The following is a 19,773-nucleotide window of genomic DNA, read 5'->3' on the forward strand; positions in this document are numbered from 1 at the left end:
CCCATCATCCCATTCTCCCATTACCCCATCACCCGATTACCCCATTAGCACATTACATTTGCCCCTATGTCGCTCACCCTGCGCACCATTCACGTTACCCGCTACGTTACGCCGCTGCGCGAGGGAGGTTCCCTGCCGGCGCTGGCCGAGGGTGACGACGACTTCCTCTACGTATTGAAATTCCGTGGTGCGGGACAGGGCGTGCGGGCCCTGATCGCAGAGCTGGTGGGTGGCGAAGTGGCCCGCCTCCTGGGCCTCCGGGTGCCCGAGCTCGTATTCGCCGAGGTGGACCCGGCCTTTGGCCGCACGGAGCCCGACGAGGAGATCCAGGACCTGCTGAAGGCAAGCGCAGGGCTTAACATGGGCCTTCACTATCTCTCCGGCTCCCTCACCTACGATCCCGCGGTAAACCCGGTCGGGGAGGAGGAAGCCTCGCGCATCGTCTGGCTCGACGCCCTGCTGATGAACGTGGACCGTACGGCGCGCAATACCAATATGCTGATGTGGCAAAAGGAGCTCTGGCTCATCGACCATGGTGCCGCTCTTTACTTCCACCACGCGGGCGCCGATTTCAGCGGACAGGCCTCGCGTCCGTTTACGCCCGTTAAAGACCATGTGCTGCTGCCCCAGGCGGCGCGGCTCGCGGAAGCCGACGCCGAAGGCCGCGCCCTGCTGACACCCGACCGTATTTCCGCGGTAACCGGCCTGCTCCCCGCCGAATGGCTGCAGGTGGCGTTCCCGGAAGAAGATCCCGAAACCATGCGGGCGGCCTATACCGCCTTCCTCAACGAGCGCATCGCTACCTCTTCTCACTTTGTAAACGAAGCCCTGCATGCCCGGAACGCTGCTTTATGAATACGCGGTGCTCCGTGCGGTACCACGGGTAGAACGTGAGGAATTCCTCAATGTGGGCGTGGTGCTGTATTGCCGCCAGCGGCGCTCGCTGGAAGTGCGCATTCACCTCGACGAGCGGCGCCTGCTGGCGCTGGCTCCCGCCGCCGATGCGGGGAACATAGGTGCCTTCCTCGATGCCTTCGCCCGCATCTGCCACGGGGAGCCAGGGGCCGGGCCGATTGCTGCCCTCGACGCCGCTTCCCGCTTTCGTTGGCTCACCGCCACCCGCAGCACGGTACTCCAATGCTCCAAAGTACACCCGGGCCTCTGCAACGACCCCGTAGAAACCCTGGACCGCCTGTACAGGGAACTTGTTTTGTGAGTCCACCGTCCCCTTGTCCCCGCCAGCTGGCAGGAGAACCTAGGGTGGGGCTGTACTTATACTATCGACCATTCTTTTCGCCGGGAGCGGAAATGAGAATATACAAGCAAATAAATACAGGAAGCAGAATAGAAAGCAGGCGCCAGCCCCCTCGATTGTTCGTTTGCTCATGTATTCAAATGCTCGGGTATTCTATTCAATCCTCCTGAAGTAGAAAGCCCCGACTTAGTCGGGGCTTTCGTATAAAACACCTTTGAGAAAAGCACAATTGAAGAACGGAAAGTTCGACTTGCGTTCCCTGCCAGCTCGCGGGGACAGGAGGCCTACTTCCTTTTGAAGTGCAGCAGCATCACGTCTCTTTTACTCGGAATGACCTGGTCGAGCAGGCGCGTGACGGGCAGGGTCACGTTTTCGAGCAGGAGCGCCAGTTTCGTAAACGGTTCGCCTTCTTTGCGGGTGCGAGGGTTGAACAGCTTGCGGATGGCGCCGCAGGTATAGTAGCTCGCCTGCAGGGGCAGGGCCTTCGTCCGCTCGAGCTCAAACCCATGCTGTTTCATAATCCCGGCGTAATAGGATACCGGGCGACCAAGACAGCTCTCGTGGCCCTTGATGCGCGACTCGATGCGCTCGAACAGCAACACCTCGTTTTTCGCGACCCGGGCGATCTCGCCCATCAGGTGCAGGAGCTGGGCCTCATCGGTATTGTGCTGCAGCACGGTGGACGTGAAGATGAGGTCGTAGGCAGCGTCGGCAAACGGAAGGTCGCGGCCATTCGTCTTGGTGATCGGGATGTTCTTGCCTGCGAGGTTCTGACCTGCAAGGGCGATCATCTGCTCGGAAATATCGGCGCCTGCAAGGCGGCGGTATCCTTTCCCGTATAAATACGCCAGGTTGCCCCCGGGGCCGGAGCCGATCTCCAGCACGGAGCGGTCGCTGAAGTCGAGCGTGTCGAGCAGTTCCAGGAAGCGCCGGCGCTTGTAGCGGTAATAAGGTTCATCATCACCGGCGATCACGCGCACATCGGAGCGGCCGGCGATCTGCCCGGCCACCTCGTTCCAGTATGCCTCCGGCTGGTAAGGACTGTTCATCGGCGCAATTTACGGCAAAAGTGCCAGTATGATTACGGCATCAGGGCTTTGCGTGCCGGGGCTGCCCGGGCGCCGAAGGGCTCAGGCTGCGCCCGTATACAGCATGCGGTGACGGATCTCGATCTCCTCCATGGCCGTGCGTGCGAACTCCTTCAGCATCGTACGTTCTGTGTCGGTAAAGTTGCGCGGCTCCCTGTCCACCACGCATACCGTGCCCAGCGGCAGCCCGTCGGTCGTCACGATCGGCGCCCCCGCATAAAAGCGAAGCCCGAAGTCGCCGGTGACGAGCGGGTTACTGAGTACGCAGGGATCCTGCAGTGCGTTCGGTATCACGGTTGGATGCTCCTCCAGTATGGCGAGCGAGCAGAGGCTGATGCCCCGGGGTGCCGAGGCGGTATCTTCCATGCCCACGTTGCCGGCAAACTCGACCTGGTCCGCATGCACCAGCGATACCAGCGCGATGGGCGTCTGGAAGGTCTGCGCGATGATATGGGCGAGGTTGTTGAAATATCCTGACGGAAGTCCCTGGGTCAGCTGATACCGCTGTAGTGCCTCCTGCCTTGCCTCCTCGTTATGGGGGATGATGTTCCGGTCAAACGAATTTTCCATGCTTGGGTTAAGGGTAGTTTCCATGCAAGTTACACGAATGCATTTCTGGTTAAAGCGCAACCTTGCTACGGCAGCGCTGCCGGGCTTGGCAGCAAAACGCCCCGACCGAAGGTCAGGGCGTTCGCACCAATGGGTGCCCCGGGCCGGAATCGAACCGGCACATTGTTGCCAATGGCAGATTTTGAGAATGCCCGGTTTGAGGCGCGAATTTTAAGAACTCAGTCTGGTAGCGGGTTTTGGCGGATGGGGTTTTGATTGGGAGGTGGGTTGCGCAAATGCCTTGTGTACGATTTTTAGCGGCTTTGAAAAACTTGCAAAGCTGCGCACTCTACGATACTACGCTTGTAGAATTCGGGCTTTGGCCGCGTCAAATTCTTGCTGGGTGAGCGCGCCACTGTCCAACAGCTCCTTATACTTCTTGAGTTCATCGGCCTGACTGATTGGGGCCTGCAGTTGTGGCCTAACAGTTCCAGCTAATTCTTTTTGAGCAGCAATGTCGCGTTCACTCACCACGGCCATAATTCTGTCTGCCCAAAGTTCCGCAACCCGAATTCTTTCAGGCTTCTCCGATTCTAACGTCAGGTCGTCGATGAATGGGAAAGTTTCAGACGGGCGCTCTAAACTGTTGAAATAAATTTTTAACCCCAGTGCAGTGATCTTTTCCTCGCTTTTTGTGCTTCCTGAAAAGCTACCTATAATGGCCCCTGCGCCGCCCGCTAAGGCGCCTCCAACCAAGGCTCCTCCGATCGTCCTGGTAGCCGATCTTGACGTTATGGTTTGACCATTCTTAACAATCTCGCAGTTGCGTATCGTATCGAAATCTACAATGGTGCTAAAGCCTTTGTTGACATTGGTTCGAATGATTGCCAACTTTCGAGCCTGTGTGTCCCAGGCAAGGGCACTATGTCCCATTGAAGCAATATTGGTAAAGGTGAAGCCTTCATCAGCCAGCCTTTTTATTTCATCTTTCAAGGCCTGTTCGCGATCGGCGGCAGCTGTACTACCGGCGATGAGAACCCATAAAGCAAAGACTAGTACGACGACAACGGCAACAATGATCCAGATGTTCATATAGTTGGTATTTGGTTACACTTTAATCTCGAAAACCTTGGTCGGCTTGGCATTGCTCAAGATGCTCCTCCTGAAAACCCAGACCTCTTTCACCTTGTCAATGGTAATCAGCTGCTGTGGGAACTGCTCCTCGTTTTCGCTGATCAGCACCCATTCAAAAGCGGTTTTGCAAAAGACCCTTTTTAGCATCACCTTGTCTTCGGTCACAATCACGTATAGGTAAAAATTGCGGAGGTTCTCCCAGTCCATTTGATGCACCTGGCTGGTGAGTATAATGTCGCCCTTGTAAAATGCCGGCTCCATGCTTTCTCCCTCAATCTCCCAGTATCGCCAAACAGCCCCATGCGGATTAACGCCAGGGGGCAGCGCATACTTCTCCATCGTGTCCACGAATACCGTTTGATCGTATGCCCGTATGTAGCCAGCTTGCGCTTTTATCGGAACAAAAGGAACCATTGATGGATCCTTGTTCACACTTGCATTCCTACGTGCTTCGATGAAAGACGCTGGCTGCTCCTCGTTACTGAATATCGAACCCTCTCCCAAGAGGATGTAATCTGGATTGACCGCGAAGTTCTTCTGTAACGCATCCAGTAATTTTTCTGAAACTTCCATCCTTCCTTTCTTCATTTCTGTAATAGCCGATGCAGTTCTATAGCCCGCCAGCTCGGCCAAGTCCATGTCATTTTTCAGCTTCCGGTTGCGCTTAAGTACCGCCAGAACCTCTAAAAGCCTTTCCCCTATTGAATTTTCTTCGCTTTGCGACATTGTTGCAAAAATAGTTACAGAAAAATTTCAGAAATATTTTGTGGTCTGAAATTGGACTGTAATTTTACACCAGATTTACAGACACACGACACCCATATTACTACCAATGGACGCACAAAATACAAATATCACCCAACTGGACAAAGCAAACGCTACACTGGTAGCGCTTGCGGCACAGGTGACTACAGCAGACAGGAAGGCGGCGATGCAGGAATTGCAGATCGGTTCCAGGCAGACTGTATTCATCTACCTAAAGGGCAAGGGTAAGGATTTGGATACGGCGGTCGGTCTCATACGGGTTTTCCGGAGACGCATCGAGGAGCGGGAGCGAGAGCTTGCAGCGGCGTAAAGATTCCGACACAACCTCTTAAAACCTTCCCAACGCTCTGTTATGGATTCCAAAAAAATATTGAAGCAGCTCGCCGTGATCAAAGCCAGTGCGCAGACAGCCCTGGCCAATGCTCAGGCAGCGCTTGAAGGAGCTACTCAGCTAGAGGAGCAACTGCTGACCGGGGCCGTGGGGGCGTCGGTCAGCTCCCCCCGGGGAAAAGTGAGCGTCGAACGCGAGGCCGAGATCCGGGCCGAGATGCGCGCTAAGAACAACAAGCGCCACCTGAAAGTAGCCTCATAGAAGATCCCGCAGAGTTCATAAAAACCAATCAAAATCAACACTGTTATGAAACGCCTTTTTGAAGTAGACGGTCACGAAGCCACGCTCGGTGAAATCATTTCTGCCAACTATGATGGTATGGACAAAGAGGATCTCGCTCGCCTGGCTGATGCTATTGACGAACTCGAAGTTGGTCAGGTGCTTCGTGAGTGGTCTATCCCTATCACCCGCGTGAAATGAAAAAACCCGCAGGGTTCAGCTGCGGGCTTCGATAACATCAAAATCAACTACGATGTCAAAGGTAGAAAAAAAGTTCACGTATCGGTGCACTTTGCCGCTCGCTACGATCGCTGCCGGGCTTCAGGTGCAGGCTGAGCAGGTCGAGTACGTGATCCATGCTGAGGCTATTCGCACCGCCTCTAACCGCTTCCCTGGCGCCGGCCCTTCCTTCGGCGTGAAGATCAAAAAGGTAACGACCGGTAACGGCACCGAATGCATCTGGAAGCACCTGCAAGCTGTAGGCAGCGCCTGGAAGCTTGAAGAGGCGGCGGTGAAGCATGCCGCATCGCTGGACTACAGCCGCGAGCTGTCCGCCTACAGCCTGCAGCAGCAGATCGCAGGCCGCCTGATGCGCCCCTGCTACAGCGGCATCGCTTTCAACATCATCCTAATCACCGGCATCCCTGGCGGCAAGATCGCCGAGCGCCACCACTTCTAACTGCCATGGCACTGCTTACCCCGACCTTCTACGCGCCGATCGCTCCGGTCGCAGCTGAGCGCCCCAAGAGGCAAGCCGTTAAGGTGACTCTTTCCGAAGACATCTACAATCTCGATTCCCGGATAGCCCGCGTTATATATGGCTTCGCCCTTGTTTCTATGCTGTTGCTGATTCACGTGATGCGTGAAGATGCGTTGACGCGCCGACAAATTCGCGGCCGTTGCCCGGTACGGACCTCCACCCGTTTCGTTCGCAAACTGTATTGATCGAACCCCGCAACTTCTTAAATCCATCCAGATGTATACCGAACCTACACCGCTTGAGATCTTTTTCATTGTCGCGTTGATGGCTGTCGTAATCGCTGCTGGGCGGCGCTCTCCGATGCGCAACGTGCGTAAAGGCGAGCCGGGCGACCTGAACGCCTGGGAGTTGGAGCTGCACATGCAGTTGATGGTATCCGACTTCACGAAGATCAAAATGGCGGCCTACCATCCGCTGCTGCTTGGTCCCGATCCCGGTAACAAGATCTTCCGCCAGATTGTCGAGGAGCTGCTGCAGGATGTGCAGCAGGCGCCGGACGGGCTGCGGTCACAGATCACTGCCAAGGCCTTCCGGATGCTGGAGCGGGAAGCGAAGCGCAGGAACGGCGCTATGGTAGTCAACCTCTTTTCATAAGCAAGCATTACCGACCCGGCTGGTGTGTCGACGCTGGCCTTTCTCTCCGAAGTTCTTTGACTCAACATACGTGCGTGGCAGCCGAGCACACCAATCTGAGGCTGCACACCTTCATCGATCCAAAGGGATTCCCCGTGCAGCAGGTTTGGGCGGTGAAGGTAGAAGGGCCTATAGCTCAATGGTAGAGCGTCGGTTGCGGTTGGTTGGTTCCGCAGTCGAAGATCGCGGTTCGATTCCGTGGGGTCCACGCAGGCAGTGCAACTCTGCTCGCTAACCGAGATCGAGTGAAGGACACGGTGCAATTCCGTGACGTGGGGGAAACCTCATAAGGCAGTGCTCCAGCGAGTGTGGAGCGGTTTGACAGCCGGGAACAGACCGGCATCTTTCAACGCTCTTTGACGATTTCACATGCAGTTAGTTTTGGTTGCAACACACCGGGGTTTCTACCCCAGTGTTTCTACAACTACTCTGCTTAACGATATCAGGCCGCTGCAGGAGGGCTATCAATTATGAAGTAAACCTGTACCGGCTGGCTGCTGCACCAAGACAACGGGCTACACCCGCTTACTATACACGAGTTCCCGCAGCAGCCACCTTCTTTAAACCGCACCGGCTACGGTCACCGGCCAACAATGACTTATCGCGAAGCTGTTCAAATCCAAATCGCCGTGATCGAAGCGCTCTACGACAACGCTGGCGGCCTGCGCGATGCTGCGCTCAGTTCTGAGAAGAACACCTGGAACCAGATGCGCACCGGCCTGCGTGACCTCTCCAGCGCACTGCGGAAGATGGATGATGCCATGCCCGACGAGCACGCAGCATTCAAACTGCGCGGCGACTACAATATCGACAGCACAAAGATTTAACCACGCCGGCTCTGGCACCCGGTAATACCCATGGACGAGAACCGTACGCACGACGAAGATCTGCAGCAGGACACATCTACTGCCGACACTGAAACCGCAACGGCCCCCGCTGCCGAAAGCACCATCCCCCACGAAGGCGCTGGCGCACCTCCGGCAGACCTGCCGCCTGGTGAGAACGAGGAAGAAGGCGAAGGGGAGGGAGAGGAGTAAAAGCAAAGCCCCCGTGAGCTTGCAGCGCGACACCGGGGGCTTTACATCGATCATTTACTAATCAGCATAAAGTTATGCAAAAGCAAGAATTTAAGGAGCAGGTATTTATACTGCCGCTCAAGCACAAGATCGTACGCGACCTCAAGATAGTTGAGGAGACTATCGGCGAGCTGCACATCGGCTTCGTCGGCTACTTCGATCCCAGTGCATCACCGATCGACGTGTACGAGCGCTACAGCGTGGACCTCGAGTCCGTCGCCTGGAACGGCGCGGACGTAAAGGATCTGCTAGCCTATACCGAGAAACTCGACGATATCGAAGAGGCTACGATCCGCCATTTCGCCCGTCAGCACGACGCTTCGCTCACGCAAACCATCACTCAGTAAATCAGTAATATGTCCACAGAACTCACAACAACCCAACCCCAAGGCGTCAAAGGCCTTTTCTCCCGCGAGGACGTTAAGGCCAAGTTCGCCGAGATGCTCGGCAAGCGCGCCCCGGCTTTCATCACCTCCGTGCTCCAGATCGTAGCCCAGAACGACCTGCTCCGTAACTGCGACCCGACCAGTATTTATCAGGCAGCGGCGGTCGCAGCCACCCTGGATCTTCCCCTTAACAATAACCTGGGCTTTGCGTATATCGTGCCGTACAAGCAAAAGAAGAACGGCCAGTACGTCGATGTGGCGCAGTTCCAGATGGGGTACAAGGGCTTTATCCAGTTGGCCCAGCGCTCCGGTCAGTTCCGCACGATCGCAGCCACGCCCATCTACGAGGGCCAGATCGTCGAGCAGAACCCGCTCACCGGCTTTCGGTTCGACTTCACCAAGAAGGGCACGAAGATCGTGGGCTATGCCGCTTCCTTCCAACTGCTCAACGGTTTCGAGAAGACCCTCTACGCTACCGTAGAGGAGCTCAACGCCCACGGCAAGAAGTACTCGCAGACCTTCAAAAAAGGCTTCGGCATGTGGCAGGACAACTTCGACGCCATGGCCACGAAGACCGTGCTGAAGGCCTTGCTCTCCAAGTTCGCGCCGCTTTCCATCGAGATGCAGACTGCCGCTCTGGCTGATCAAAGCATCATCCGCGACGCCGAGACGCTCGACGTGGAGTATATCGACAACACTACGCCCACCTCCGAGGAGGCCAGCGCCGAGAAGGAGCGCCAGCGTATCGCCGAATTCATCGGCGCGGCCACGACGCTCGCCCAGCTCGAAGACATCGATCCCTCTACGCTCGACGAGGACCTGAAGGCGACGTACAACCAAAAGGTGCTTGACCTCAAAGCAACGTGATGTACGATCGATGCTTGCCCAATCCTCACCTAAGCTCCGACCGGCACCATCACGCAGCTTACCACCTGCAGCGATGGTTCATCAAGCGCGGGGTGCCGGTGGAAGATCATGAGCTGCAGCAGTTCATCATGGATATGTATTGCGAAGCACACTCGATACCGGTAATCAGCGGCGAAGAAGGATTGTCTCGGCAGATTAGGGCCATCAATAAGACGTTCAAAACCTTTTCTCACTGGGCAGTTGCCCATTTCAACCTACTTAAATGAACAGGGAAATAAAATTTAGGATGTGGCGCGACGGGCGCATGCAAGGCGTCCACACGATGTATTCGGCAGCAAGCGGCGGCGGCGTCAAAGTACCTCCTCAAAACATGGCCGGCATAGATGGCGAAGTGCTCATGCAGTACACCGGACTCAAGGATGCGACCAAATGGGAGCAACTGTCAGAGGCCGAATGCGACGCCTGGACACGCAGCGGCAAGACGCCCTTGGAATGGAGTGGCCGCGAGATCTACGAGGGGGATATCATCCGAACCGAAAAGGGGCCTGCTCACATCGTGGAATTTGAAAAGGGGCAATACGTTGCCCGATGTGTAAATAACAATTGGCGATGGGCTCTACTGACTGTGGTCTTGACCATGACAGTGGTCGGCAACATCTACGAGAACCCCGAATTGATCACCCCGTCAACCGCTACCGTATGAACTTTTCCAACTACGAATTCCGCTGCTCCGCCCTCGGCAAGATCATGAGCCCTTCGGGCAAGTGGACGCAATCCAACGAGACCTACTTGCACGAGCTCTTCATCGGCGAGATCAACGGCATACGCAAGGAGATCAATAGCAAGTACTTTGAGAAAGGCAAGTATATGGAGGAGGACGGCATCACGCTGCTCAATGCGTCCCTCTATGCCGGCCGCCTGCTCGTTAAGAACAAAGAGCGGAAGCACAACGGCTGGATCCACGGCGAGGCCGATTGCATTGCTCCGGACGGCATCGTGTACGACATCAAGAACGCCTGGGATCGGTTCACGTTCGGCAAGGCCTCGCTCACCTGGGAGTACGAGTGGCAGCTGCGCGGGTACATGTGGCTGTGGGCAAAAGAGAAAGCTTCGCTGTTCTACTGCCTCAACAACATGCCGGAGCACCTGCTCGTGGCGGAGGAGAAAAAGCTTTTCTATGCCGGCAACTACCTCTCGATCGAGGACCCCGACTACCTCGAGGCCTGTGACGAACTGCGCTACCGCAACAACTACGACGGCATGCCGCTCTTCGCTCGCTTCCGTGTATGGGATGTGGCGCACTGCGAGGAGAAGATCGCGCAGCTCCAGGAGCGGATCACGAAGTGCCGCCAGTTGCTCGCCGAGATGTGGGGCGACTATGAGGGCGAGCTCCGCTCCAACATCGAGCGTATGGGGCTGGATCCCGTGGAGGAGCTGAAAACCTACAGCCTCACGGCAACGAAAACCGTGCCCGCGCTCTAATTCCTGACTTCGGTAAAACCCCTTTTTAATATGCAACAGGAAAAATTCGACCTCTGGTGCGTCGTTGAACTCTTCGGCCACTCCAAGATTGCCGGCCGCTGCACTGAGCAGAACGTAGCCGGTACCAACATGCTCCGCGTGGATGTGCCTGAAACGGCCACGCAGCCGCCTTTCACCCGCCTCCTGGGCTCCTCTGCTATCTACGCGATCAATCCCGTGGATGAAGTAACGGCGCGTGCCTATGCGGAGCGCCTGCAGTCAAAGCCAATCGAGTCGTGGGACGTGAAGAGCATGCTCGAAAAGAACACGCAGATGCGCCTCTCCCTCGGCATGGGTGCTGAGGTTCCTGTTGGCCGTGACACCGATGATTTCGACAACGATTTCTAACCCGCTACATCAAACCCCCAATAATTAAAGCCCATGAGCAAAGTTTTCATGCCGGACGTTTCCCCGGAAGTAAGGAAACAGCTGATGCAGCAGAACGCTGACAGCATCGAAGTGACCGAGTATCTCAAGCCGCTCTCCCCGGAGGAGCTCGACTTAAAACGCGAGACCCTCACCGACAACGCCATCAAGCTCTCCGAAATGGAGGACAAAAAAAAAGAAGTGATGGCCGAATTCAAGCGTGATATGGATCCGCTGGCGCAGGCTAACAAGGCGCTGCTCACCGAGATCAAAACCCGCCAGGCGAAAGTGTTCGGACAACTCTATCACATGGCCAACCACGAGGAAGGTATGATGGAGACCTACGACGAGAACGGCGAGCTCGTAGGATCGCGTCGCCTTCGCCCGAACGAGCGCCGCCAGGTCCTCTTCACTATTCCTAAAACCGCAAACGGATAATCATGAAAACAGAACTCCAAATCAACGCTCCGGCAGGCGAGATCGTCATCCGGGAAGGGGTCGCCCTCGAGCCCAAGCCGCCGCGCAGTATCAGGATCGCCGGCAACATTACCGCAGTATCGGACTTTCTGAGCGTACGCCGGCAGAGTGGCCACGGCCACCAGAATGTCGACCTCTCCAAAGCCATCGTGATCGTGAACAAAAAGGACCTCACGATCCGCCTCGAACTCGATCCCGAAGACGCTTATGGCGCCGAAGTGGTTGCCCGCCTCGAAGTTTCCGACGAGCTGAAGCAATTCGGCATCAACACGACCACCACGTTTACCCGTGAAGCCTTGGTGAAGTTGATCCGCTTCAATAAGGTCTGGTTCGACAATGACGCGGACAAGCACGCTAGCCTCCTCGCCTCTTACATGGCCTTCAATGCCCAGGCGAGCACGGACATGCAGCAAGCAAGCGATACCCGAGGCAACCGAACGAACAACCTTCAGAAGACGGTGAACACGAACGTGCCGACCGAGTTCATTCTGAACATCCCCGTTTTCAAAGGCGAGGATCCTGAGCGCTTTCGCGTGGAGATCTGCCTCGACGTGACCGACGGTGGTGCTCGCTTCTGGTTTGAATCGGTGGAGCTGCACGAACTGATGCAGCGCCGCACGGATGAAATCTTCAACGCGCAGCTCGAAGCCTGCGAGGGCTTCGTGGTGATCACGCAGTAATCCCGTTTCTGTTGCTACCCTAAGAACAACGACCTCCAATGCAAAAGCAAACAGGTATATACGCAATCGGCTGGGACCTTCCGGAAGTGGATTACTTCTACATCGGTCAAAGTGTGGATATCCGCGTCCGGTGGTCCCAGCACCTGCGTGCCCTGAAGCGTGGCGATCACGATAACACCTTTCTGCAACGGGTTTACAATAAGCATGGACAGCCTTTCCTCACAATACTCTGCACTTGCCTGCCCGAGGAACTTGATACCAAGGAGCAGCACTACCTTGACTGCTTCTTCAATTGGGAAACCTGCGTGAACGCCAGTCCCACGGCATCGAGTTCCAGAGGTATAAAGCGCAGCGAAGAGACCAAGCGCTTACTCAGCCAGCACCGAAGCGGTAGCACCCTTTCAGAGGACCATCGTCAAAGTATCGCCGCAGGACTTCGCAGAGCTTACCAGCAAGGGCGCATAAAGCCGGAACTGAAAGGGCAGCAGAACCCGTTTTTCGGTAGGAAGCACACGGAGGAGACCCGGCGCAAGATGCAGGGGAAGTCAAAGGGAGTAGGCGCTGCCAATAACCGGGCACGCCTGGTACTCAACCTCGAAACCGGGATCTTCTACGACTACGCTGGTGAGGCCGCCGACGTGGCCGGCATCAATCCGCAATACCTGCGCCGTTACCTGAACGGCGATCGACCAAACAAAACCTCTTTCCGGTACGTGTGAAGCATGGCAACGGCCGCCAGCTTACCAATGTACCCTTTACAAAAGCAGCATAACATGAAGCCCTATCCCTTCTGGACATACGCGCTCATCGTTGGCTTGGCGCTGATCACCTCCCTTTTCGTCGGCAAGATGCGCTACGACGAGACCGGCATCAGCTTCCAGCGACCGATCACCGCCGTCCTCATTTTCATCGCCCTCATCACCGCCTTTCTCGAAGACAAAGAATAAGCATACCATGGAGCAAGTAAAATACAAGACCTACGACGAATTCCTGGCCTCAAAAGTGAAGGCCCACATCGACTGCGGCTTCGAGGTAGAAGCCATGCAACTCAATCCTGCACTCTTCCCCTTTCAGCGTTATATCGTACCGATCGCTCTCAAGAAAGGCCGCTTCGCTGTCTTCGCCGATTGCGGCCTCGGCAAGACTCTGATGCAGCTGGAATGGTCTCGCCAAGTCGTAACACATACCGAAAAGCCCGTGCTCATCCTCGCACCCTTGGCGGTCACTGAGCAAACGAAAGGGGAGGCAGATCGCTTCGGCCTTGGGCCGGTTGTGGAATGCCCGCCGGCGGCGGACGGCCTGACAGTGCAGCCGGGCATCTACATCACCAACTACGAACAACTGGGAAACATCGACACCTCCCTATTCGCCGGTATTGTACTCGATGAAAGCTCCATCCTGAAGAACGAAGAGGGCGCCACCCGAAACCTGATCATCGAACTTTTTTCGGACACGCCTTACAAGCTGTGCTGCACCGCTACGCCCTCGCCCAATGACCCGATGGAGCTGGGTAACCATTCTGAATTCCTTGGCGTGATGAGCCGCGCGGAGATGCTCGCCATGTATTTCATCCATGACGGTGGCGACACCTCCCAATGGCGCTTGAAAGGCCACGCTCAGGATCGCTTCTGGCAGTTCGTAAGCACGTGGGCCATCATGCTTTCAAGGCCTTCCGACATCGGGTTTTCGGATGAAGGGTACGTGCTGCCAGATCTGGTATATCATGAGCACCAGATCATCACTGAAAAGCGCGACAACGGCCAGTTGTACAACGATAAGGCGGTCTCGGCCGGCGATCACAACGCGGAGCTCCGGGCCACGATGGATGCGCGGATGGCAAAGGTCGCGGAGCTGGTGAACGGGTCTTCGGAAGCGTTCATCGTCTGGATCAAGCAGGATCCGGAGGGCGATGCCCTGCGCCGCCTCATTCCCGATGCAGTGGAAGTGCGCGGATCGGACAAGCCGGAAGTGAAGAAAAAGAACCTGCTTGCGTTCGCGGCCGGTGCCTTCCGGGTATTAATCACGAAGGCACGCATCGCACAGTTTGGCCTCAACTACCAGCACTGCCGTAACCAGGTGTTCCCGTCCCTTGACTTTTCCTTTGAGGGGCTGTATCAGTCGATTCGGCGCTCCTACCGCTTCGGTCAGACGCAGGCGGTCAACATCCATTTGATCACGAGCGATACGATGCAGAACGTGCGCGACTCGATTCGCCGTAAGCAATCGCGGCATGAGGAAATGCAGCAGGCCATGCAAAAGCACATGAACGGGTGCTTCACCGAAGAAGTGACCCGCGTGCTGACGCCGAAGCGCACCATCCAGGCGCCCGATATGTGGCTGATGGAGGGGGACTGCGTTCGTCGCATCAAAGAGATCCCGGATGAATCGGTCGGCTTCTCGATCTTTTCTCCCCCTTTCGCTGAGCTCTACACCTACTCCGACGAACTAGAGGACATGGGCAACAGCAAAGACTACAACGAGTTCTTTACCGCCTTTTCCTTTCTGGTGCCAGAACTGTACCGGGTGCTTTGGAGCGGTCGCAATGTCGCAGTGCACTGTATGGATCTTCCGGTGCAGAAGGGAAAGGAGGGCTACATAGGCCTCCGCGATTTCCCGGCCATGATCCGGGAGGCATTCGAGCGGGCCGGTTTCATCTTTCACTCACGGGTCACTATCTGGAAAGATCCCGTTGTGGAGATGCAACGCACCAAGGCGCTGGGGCTGCTGCATAAGCAGGTGAAGAAGGATGCGGCCATGAGCCGGGTCGGGCTGCCGGACTATCTGATGGTGTTCCGTAAGCCAGGTGAGCACGCGCACCCCGTCCGATGCAATATTCCGGTCGATCTGTGGCAGAAGTACGCCTCTCCGGTTTGGATGGACATCGACTACGGTGATACGCTCAACGGCAGGAAGGGTCGCGGTGACCGTGACGAAAAGCACATCTGCCCGCTACAGCTCCCCACCATTGAGCGCGCTGCGCACCTGTGGAGCAATCCAGGTGACTGGGTACTGAGCCCCTTTGGCGGCATCGGCTCTGAAGGCTTCCAAGCCATCAAGATGGGGCGTAAGTCGATCAGCATGGAGCTCAAGGCTTCCTATTTCGACCTCAACATCAAGAACCATAAGGCGGCGAAGGAGGGCAAGAACCAGCTACTCCTAATCGACGATCTCTTCACCAATGAACCTGCAGCCTGATGAACAGAATAACTGAACCCGGCGGCCTCCCGCAGCTCACGCTTGGTGGCCTTATCGAACACCTCGAGCGCATCGCTAACTACCATCAATACAACCGGGAGGGTCGCGAAGAGGCAGAAGTGCGATTCGACTTTGCCTACTCATTCCCGAACGGCGTGCATTCATGGCGTGGCCTCTATGCCGAGCTCGCTCTTGACTTCTGCGCCGATATCGACACCGGAGCCGAAGCACCCAAATTGTCAGCCTTTCTCACCATGCTCAAAGAGACGGTGGGTAAGCGCCTCATTGGATGGAAGGGCGGCGAGTTCCTCATGGATGTGGATACGCCCCTATGGGTCGCGCAGCCCAGCTGGTCGGGCAATACCGCTGTTGTAGGCGTGTGCGACGAAGGCTATGTGATCATTCTTCTCACCGCTTACACTGAATACTGAAATGACCCTCGTAATCAACTTCTCCGGCGGAAAGGACAGTTGCGCGATGCTCGCCTACCTGTGTGAGCGCTACCCCGACATGCCGAAGCGCGTGGTGTTCGCTGACACCGGCTGGGAGCATCCGGGCACCGAGCAGTGGTGCCGCGATATGGTGCGTCAGATCTCCGGCCTTGAGCTCGACGTGTGCCGCAACCCGAACAAGACCCTCCTCACGATGGCCGAGCGCCGCGGCAAGTTCCCCGGCATGCAGACGCGCCAGTGCACGAGCGACCTGAAGCGCGGCCCCATCGAAACGTGGATCCGTAGGAACGTAACGGATCCGGTAGTGATCAGCTGCATGGGCATCCGCTCCGAAGAAAGTACCGGCCGGAAGCGCCTGTCGAAGCTGCGCCGCATCCAGCAGAACTCGAAGCGCACCGTGTGGCAGTGGAACCCGATCAAGGACTGGACGGAGGTGGAAGTGCTGGCTTACCTCTCCGCGCGCAGCATCCCGTTGCATCCGGTGTACCAGCACCTGCGCCGTTTCTCCTGCCGCGTCTGCATCTACATGACGGTGCACGACCTGCGCCAGGTTGATAAGCACGACCCTGAAGCGGTAGCCATCATCGACGGCATCGAGCAGCAGATCGGCTTTACGATGTTCCAGGGCGGACCGATCCGCGACGTGATCGCCGGCCGCACGAAAGGCCAGACCGAATTATTTGACCCCTCAAATGACCCCGCGCAATGCGTATAGGCATGGTACAAGTCGACGGAGCATACCCGAATCTGGCCCTCATGCAGGTGGCGACCTTTCACGAGGCGCAGGGACACCTCGTTGAGTGGTACCAGGGGCCGCTGTGGGATGATCAGTACGACCGCATCTATGCCTCGAAGATCTTCTCGTTTTCGGAAATGCCGCAACTGCCGACGGGCAAAACGCTGGTGGGAGGTACCGGGATCGACTTTAAGAACCGGCTGCCGGCCGAGATCGAGGAGTGTGTGCCTTCCTACTCGCTGTACCCCGCCTGTGACTACCACATTGGGTTTTCAATGAAAGGGTGCCGCTTCGTGTGTAAGTTCTGCTGCGTGCCCCAGAAGGAAGGCCGCCCCAAGTTGAACAGCACCATCGACGGCCTGCTGCTCAATCCGAAAGGCGGCGACCGGCTGATGCTGCTCGACAACGACTTCTTCGGCGGTCCCGAGTGGAAAGCCAACCTGCTGCGCATCCGCGAGCTCAACTTGAAGGTATGCTTTATCCAAGGCCTGAACATCCGGATTATCACCGAAGAGCAGGCGGAGCTGCTGGCCACCGTGCGCTACTACAACTCACGATTCAACCAGCGATACCTCACGTTCGCGTGGGATAAGTACAAGGACGGCCGGATCGTGAAAGAGGGCATCCAGCGCTGCAACGCCGCCGGCATCCCCTGCACACGGATGCAATTCTTTGTCCTGATCGGATTCGATACGACGCCTGAGGAGGACCTCGAAAGGGTTATGACGCTGGCCGATATGGGCTGCATGCCCTATGTGATGCCGTACAACAAGAGCGACCCTTACCAAAAAGCCTTTACGCGGTGGGTGAATCACCGCGCAACATTCAAAAGCTGCTCCTGGACGGAGTACAAATACAACAAAGCATAATGTACAAGCCCACAGCAAAAGGATATTTCAGCGGCGGCGGCGGCATGGAGATCGGGATGATGGAGGCGGGCGTGGAGATGATTCAGTCGCTTGACCTCGACAAGGATGCCACCGACTGCATGGAGGCAAACCCTCGCTACTTCGGACATAAGGTGCTGCGCGCCGACATCAAGGACAAGACCGTGAAGGAGCAGCCAAAGAGCGACATCATACTCGGCACCTATCCTTGCCAGCGGTACAGCACCATTGCGGATATCCACGGCACTCGCACCGGCGATGACCTATTCCTGCACTTCTTCCGGCATGTGGCCATCGAGCGGCCGGAGATGTACTGGGTGGAGAACGTACCCGGCATGAAGAAGTTCCAGGTAGTGATGGAGGCGATGACGCAGCTGCCCGACTATTTCGTGAATGTGTTCTGCCCGGTGGATGCCGCCTACTGGCTGCCTCAGCGCCGCAAGCGTCTTCTGCTGGTGGGTACCCGCCGCCCGTTTTTCATCCAGCCGCCGGTGCCCGGCAATCGCATTCGGCTCCGGGATATCATCGAGAACGATCCCGTATACGACATGCCCGACTACGTGCACCACCGGCTCGCAGGCAAATACCGTGACCGACCGATCATCGTCGATCCGGCCGACCCGGCAGCTTTGGCGCCTACTTGCGTAGCCCACTATGCAAAGGACCTTGGCACCCGCCTCGTGAAAGACCCGGCCGCCCCGCATGGTGTACGCCCGTTCACGGTCCGGGAGTATGCTCGCCTGCAGGGATTCCCCGATGACTTCCACTTCGAGAACGCCCGCAGCTCCTACAAGCTCATTGGCAACGCGGTGCCGGTGCACATGGGACGATGGGCTGGCCAGCAGGCGATGATCTACTTCAACCGTGAACAAAGCAAACGATAACCTACAACCTCTTTTTATGAGCGACAACTCCTCAATCGAATGGACCGGCAAGACTTGGAACTTCCTTATCGGCTGCGACAAGGTATCTGCCGGCTGCAAGAACTGCTACGCTATTCACACCGCCTGGATCCGGCTGCACAACCCGCTGATGGCTGGCATCTTCGACGGTACCGTGGAAAAGACCGCCAGCGGTGCCCGTAACTGGACCGGCCAGATCAACGTGATCGAAGACCGCATGCTACTACCCTTCTCGTGGAAGAAGCCGGACTTCGTTTTCGTCAACTCCATGAGCGACCTGTTCCACGAGTCGGTGCCCGATGCTGTCCTCGATCGCGCCTTCGCGGTAATGGCGCTCACCGACCACACGTACCAAGTGCTTACGAAGCGGGCGAAGCGGATGGAGGCGTATTTCGCAAAGCCCTGCACGATCGCCAACATCATGCACGAAATGGATAAAGTCCTCTTTGGGAAGAAGAGCGGCGCCATTTTGAAAAAAGCATTCCACGCCAAAGCGCAGATGCTCGAAGGAGGCGCAATCCCCAACGTCTGGCTCGGCGTGTCCGTAGAGGACCAGAAGGCAGCCGACGCCCGCATCCCGCATCTGCTGCGCACGCCTGCAGCCGTTCGCTTCCTCAGCTGCGAGCCGTTGCTGGGACCGGTGGATGTCTCCCGCTGGCTGAAGATCGATTGGCAATGCTCCGGGTGCCGCGGCTACTTCGGAGGCGACTATAACGAAGCCTGCCCCGACTGCGGCCGCACTGGGTATTGGTGCGGTAGCCATAAGTTCAACGCGCGGAAGATGCCGGAAGGGCGCTTGTTCCCCTATCAAGCAGGCATAGCCATCGACTGGGTGATCTGCGGCGGCGAGAGTGGCCCCGGCGCCCGACCCATGCACCCCGACTGGGCCCGCACCCTCCGTGATCAGTGCGCAGCCGCCGGCGTCGACTTCTTCTTCAAGCAGTGGGGAAACTGGGCAGAGCGCGACTTCCGTGCTGCCAGGCGGAAGCACACGTTCACTGCCCACCCGGGACAGGCCTACTGCGACATGTACAACGTCGGCAAGAAGGTCGCCGGCCGCCGCCTCGACGGCGTGGAGCACAACGCCATGCCGGCAGCCTACCACATTAAATCCGCTACCGCTTAAAACCTGCAGCATGCACCAGCAACCGCTTTCCTTGACCACGCCCGCCCTCGACATGCCTACCGTGAGCTACTACCAGGACCGGGACTTCCTGTACCGGCATACCACCGGCACCCGCCGCGGCGCCGGCAAGCTGGAGCACCTGTCGCGCGACGGCGACTGCTACATGGTGTACCCGCCCAACACGGAGTTCTACGGGTCGTTCCTGAAGCGGAAGCAGTATCACTCGGCCGGGGCAAGCGAGTGGGAGGAGGCGGCCAGGAAGTGCGAGGCGCACCTGCGCGGCGACCCGGAGCAGGGGCCGTACTGAA

At 57.1% G+C, this 19,773-nt stretch carries 30 protein-coding genes and 1 tRNA gene; 27 read left to right on the plus strand and 4 right to left on the minus strand.

What is annotated here, in order from left to right; translation table 11 throughout:
• Positions 1-66 precede the first annotated feature (66 nt).
• Together ABD937_RS08965 and ABD937_RS08970 are read left to right on the plus strand one after the other, a co-directional pair.
• Positions 67-855 carry a HipA family kinase gene (locus tag ABD937_RS08965; protein ID WP_345255201.1) on the plus strand — a complete coding sequence of 263 codons (789 nt, stop codon included), beginning with the start codon at positions 67-69 and terminating at the stop codon, positions 853-855.
• Positions 833-1,216, plus strand: a complete 384-nt coding sequence (locus tag ABD937_RS08970) for a DUF3037 domain-containing protein (protein ID WP_345255203.1) — start codon at positions 833-835, stop codon at positions 1,214-1,216. Before ABD937_RS08965 ends, ABD937_RS08970 begins: the two co-directional genes overlap by 23 nt.
• A 323-nt stretch (positions 1,217-1,539) precedes the next feature.
• Here the strand turns inward: ABD937_RS08970 and ABD937_RS08975 are convergent, their stop codons facing one another.
• The 4 genes from ABD937_RS08975 to ABD937_RS08990 all read right to left on the minus strand — a co-directional run bounded on the left by ABD937_RS08975 (position 1,540) and on the right by ABD937_RS08990 (position 4,752).
• The gene (locus tag ABD937_RS08975) at positions 1,540-2,304 is read right to left on the minus strand and encodes a class I SAM-dependent methyltransferase (protein ID WP_345255204.1); all 765 of its coding nucleotides are present in this window, start codon (positions 2,302-2,304) and stop codon (positions 1,540-1,542) included.
• Between the two features lie 81 nt (positions 2,305-2,385).
• On the minus strand, positions 2,386-2,913 hold the full coding sequence (locus ABD937_RS08980; RefSeq protein ID WP_345255206.1) for a GAF domain-containing protein: 528 nt from the start codon (positions 2,911-2,913) through the stop codon (positions 2,386-2,388).
• Between the two features lie 336 nt (positions 2,914-3,249).
• Complete coding sequence (locus ABD937_RS08985) at positions 3,250-3,984, minus strand: SHOCT domain-containing protein (RefSeq protein ID WP_345255208.1); 735 nt, start codon at positions 3,982-3,984, stop codon at positions 3,250-3,252.
• A gap of 15 nt (positions 3,985-3,999) precedes the next feature.
• Positions 4,000-4,752 carry a S24 family peptidase gene (locus ABD937_RS08990; RefSeq protein WP_345255210.1) on the minus strand — a complete coding sequence of 251 codons (753 nt, stop codon included), beginning with the start codon at positions 4,750-4,752 and terminating at the stop codon, positions 4,000-4,002.
• A gap of 106 nt (positions 4,753-4,858) precedes the next feature.
• On the opposite strand from ABD937_RS08990, the gene ABD937_RS08995 reads away from it, so the two are divergent.
• From ABD937_RS08995 to ABD937_RS09115, 25 genes are all read left to right on the plus strand, one after another.
• Positions 4,859-5,101, plus strand: a complete 243-nt coding sequence (locus ABD937_RS08995; RefSeq protein ID WP_345255212.1) for a hypothetical protein — start codon at positions 4,859-4,861, stop codon at positions 5,099-5,101.
• A 42-nt stretch (positions 5,102-5,143) separates the two neighbouring features.
• Positions 5,144-5,383 carry a hypothetical protein gene (locus ABD937_RS09000; RefSeq protein WP_345255214.1) on the plus strand — a complete coding sequence of 80 codons (240 nt, stop codon included), beginning with the start codon at positions 5,144-5,146 and terminating at the stop codon, positions 5,381-5,383.
• 45 nt (positions 5,384-5,428) lie between these two features.
• Positions 5,429-5,602, plus strand: a complete 174-nt coding sequence (locus tag ABD937_RS09005; protein WP_345255215.1) for a hypothetical protein — start codon at positions 5,429-5,431, stop codon at positions 5,600-5,602.
• A gap of 52 nt (positions 5,603-5,654) precedes the next feature.
• Positions 5,655-6,080: a hypothetical protein gene (locus ABD937_RS09010; RefSeq protein WP_345255217.1), complete on the plus strand. Its 426-nt coding sequence runs from the start codon at positions 5,655-5,657 to the stop codon at positions 6,078-6,080.
• A gap of 5 nt (positions 6,081-6,085) precedes the next feature.
• Positions 6,086-6,346: a hypothetical protein gene (locus ABD937_RS09015; protein ID WP_345255219.1), complete on the plus strand. Its 261-nt coding sequence runs from the start codon at positions 6,086-6,088 to the stop codon at positions 6,344-6,346.
• Positions 6,347-6,377: 31 nt separating this feature from the next.
• Entirely contained in the window at positions 6,378-6,755 is a 378-nt protein-coding gene (locus ABD937_RS09020; protein WP_345255220.1) for a hypothetical protein, read from the plus strand.
• 164 nt (positions 6,756-6,919) lie between these two features.
• A tRNA-OTHER gene (locus tag ABD937_RS09025) sits at positions 6,920-7,002 on the plus strand.
• A gap of 385 nt (positions 7,003-7,387) precedes the next feature.
• Complete coding sequence (locus ABD937_RS09030; RefSeq protein ID WP_345255221.1) at positions 7,388-7,621, plus strand: hypothetical protein; 234 nt, start codon at positions 7,388-7,390, stop codon at positions 7,619-7,621.
• Between the two features lie 30 nt (positions 7,622-7,651).
• Positions 7,652-7,831 carry a hypothetical protein gene (locus ABD937_RS09035; protein ID WP_345255223.1) on the plus strand — a complete coding sequence of 60 codons (180 nt, stop codon included), beginning with the start codon at positions 7,652-7,654 and terminating at the stop codon, positions 7,829-7,831.
• A 74-nt stretch (positions 7,832-7,905) separates the two neighbouring features.
• A complete protein-coding gene (locus ABD937_RS09040; RefSeq protein WP_345255225.1) occupies positions 7,906-8,217 on the plus strand; it encodes a hypothetical protein in 312 nt (103 codons plus the stop codon).
• A gap of 9 nt (positions 8,218-8,226) precedes the next feature.
• Positions 8,227-9,123 (plus strand): recombinase RecT, encoded by an 897-nt coding sequence (locus ABD937_RS09045; protein ID WP_345255227.1) that lies wholly within the window; start codon positions 8,227-8,229, stop codon positions 9,121-9,123.
• 262 nt (positions 9,124-9,385) lie between these two features.
• Positions 9,386-9,826 (plus strand): YopX family protein, encoded by a 441-nt coding sequence (locus ABD937_RS09050; RefSeq protein ID WP_345255229.1) that lies wholly within the window; start codon positions 9,386-9,388, stop codon positions 9,824-9,826.
• Entirely contained in the window at positions 9,823-10,605 is a 783-nt protein-coding gene (locus tag ABD937_RS09055) for a hypothetical protein (RefSeq protein ID WP_345255231.1), read from the plus strand. The genes ABD937_RS09050 and ABD937_RS09055 overlap by 4 nt, the downstream gene beginning before the upstream one ends.
• 30 nt (positions 10,606-10,635) lie before the next feature.
• Positions 10,636-10,992, plus strand: a complete 357-nt coding sequence (locus tag ABD937_RS09060) for a hypothetical protein (protein WP_345255233.1) — start codon at positions 10,636-10,638, stop codon at positions 10,990-10,992.
• Between the two features lie 33 nt (positions 10,993-11,025).
• Positions 11,026-11,448: a hypothetical protein gene (locus ABD937_RS09065; protein WP_345255236.1), complete on the plus strand. Its 423-nt coding sequence runs from the start codon at positions 11,026-11,028 to the stop codon at positions 11,446-11,448.
• Between the two features lie 2 nt (positions 11,449-11,450).
• Positions 11,451-12,167 carry a hypothetical protein gene (locus tag ABD937_RS09070; protein ID WP_345255238.1) on the plus strand — a complete coding sequence of 239 codons (717 nt, stop codon included), beginning with the start codon at positions 11,451-11,453 and terminating at the stop codon, positions 12,165-12,167.
• A 38-nt stretch (positions 12,168-12,205) separates the two neighbouring features.
• A complete protein-coding gene (locus ABD937_RS09075; protein WP_345255239.1) occupies positions 12,206-12,886 on the plus strand; it encodes an NUMOD3 domain-containing DNA-binding protein in 681 nt (226 codons plus the stop codon).
• A gap of 54 nt (positions 12,887-12,940) precedes the next feature.
• Positions 12,941-13,114, plus strand: coding sequence for a hypothetical protein (locus tag ABD937_RS09080; protein ID WP_345255241.1), 174 nt, complete (start codon positions 12,941-12,943; stop codon positions 13,112-13,114).
• A gap of 7 nt (positions 13,115-13,121) precedes the next feature.
• On the plus strand, positions 13,122-15,362 hold the full coding sequence (locus ABD937_RS09085) for a DNA methyltransferase (protein WP_345255243.1): 2,241 nt from the start codon (positions 13,122-13,124) through the stop codon (positions 15,360-15,362).
• Positions 15,362-15,793: a hypothetical protein gene (locus ABD937_RS09090; protein WP_345255245.1), complete on the plus strand. Its 432-nt coding sequence runs from the start codon at positions 15,362-15,364 to the stop codon at positions 15,791-15,793. Before ABD937_RS09085 ends, ABD937_RS09090 begins: the two co-directional genes overlap by 1 nt.
• 1 nt (position 15,794) lies before the next feature.
• Positions 15,795-16,529, plus strand: coding sequence for a phosphoadenosine phosphosulfate reductase family protein (locus ABD937_RS09095; RefSeq protein WP_345255246.1), 735 nt, complete (start codon positions 15,795-15,797; stop codon positions 16,527-16,529).
• A gap of 2 nt (positions 16,530-16,531) precedes the next feature.
• Complete coding sequence (locus tag ABD937_RS09100; RefSeq protein ID WP_345255247.1) at positions 16,532-17,419, plus strand: radical SAM protein; 888 nt, start codon at positions 16,532-16,534, stop codon at positions 17,417-17,419.
• Complete coding sequence (locus ABD937_RS09105) at positions 17,419-18,321, plus strand: DNA cytosine methyltransferase (protein WP_345255248.1); 903 nt, start codon at positions 17,419-17,421, stop codon at positions 18,319-18,321. The genes ABD937_RS09100 and ABD937_RS09105 overlap by 1 nt, the downstream gene beginning before the upstream one ends.
• Positions 18,322-18,337: 16 nt before the next feature.
• Entirely contained in the window at positions 18,338-19,465 is a 1,128-nt protein-coding gene (locus ABD937_RS09110) for a DUF5131 family protein (RefSeq protein WP_345255249.1), read from the plus strand.
• A 10-nt stretch (positions 19,466-19,475) separates the two neighbouring features.
• Positions 19,476-19,772, plus strand: a complete 297-nt coding sequence (locus ABD937_RS09115) for a hypothetical protein (RefSeq protein WP_345255250.1) — start codon at positions 19,476-19,478, stop codon at positions 19,770-19,772.
• Position 19,773: the final 1 nt, after the last annotated feature.

This window comes from Flaviaestuariibacter amylovorans, assembly GCF_039541815.1.
GTDB classification, from domain to species: Bacteria; Bacteroidota; Bacteroidia; order Chitinophagales; family Chitinophagaceae; genus Flavisolibacter; species Flavisolibacter amylovorans.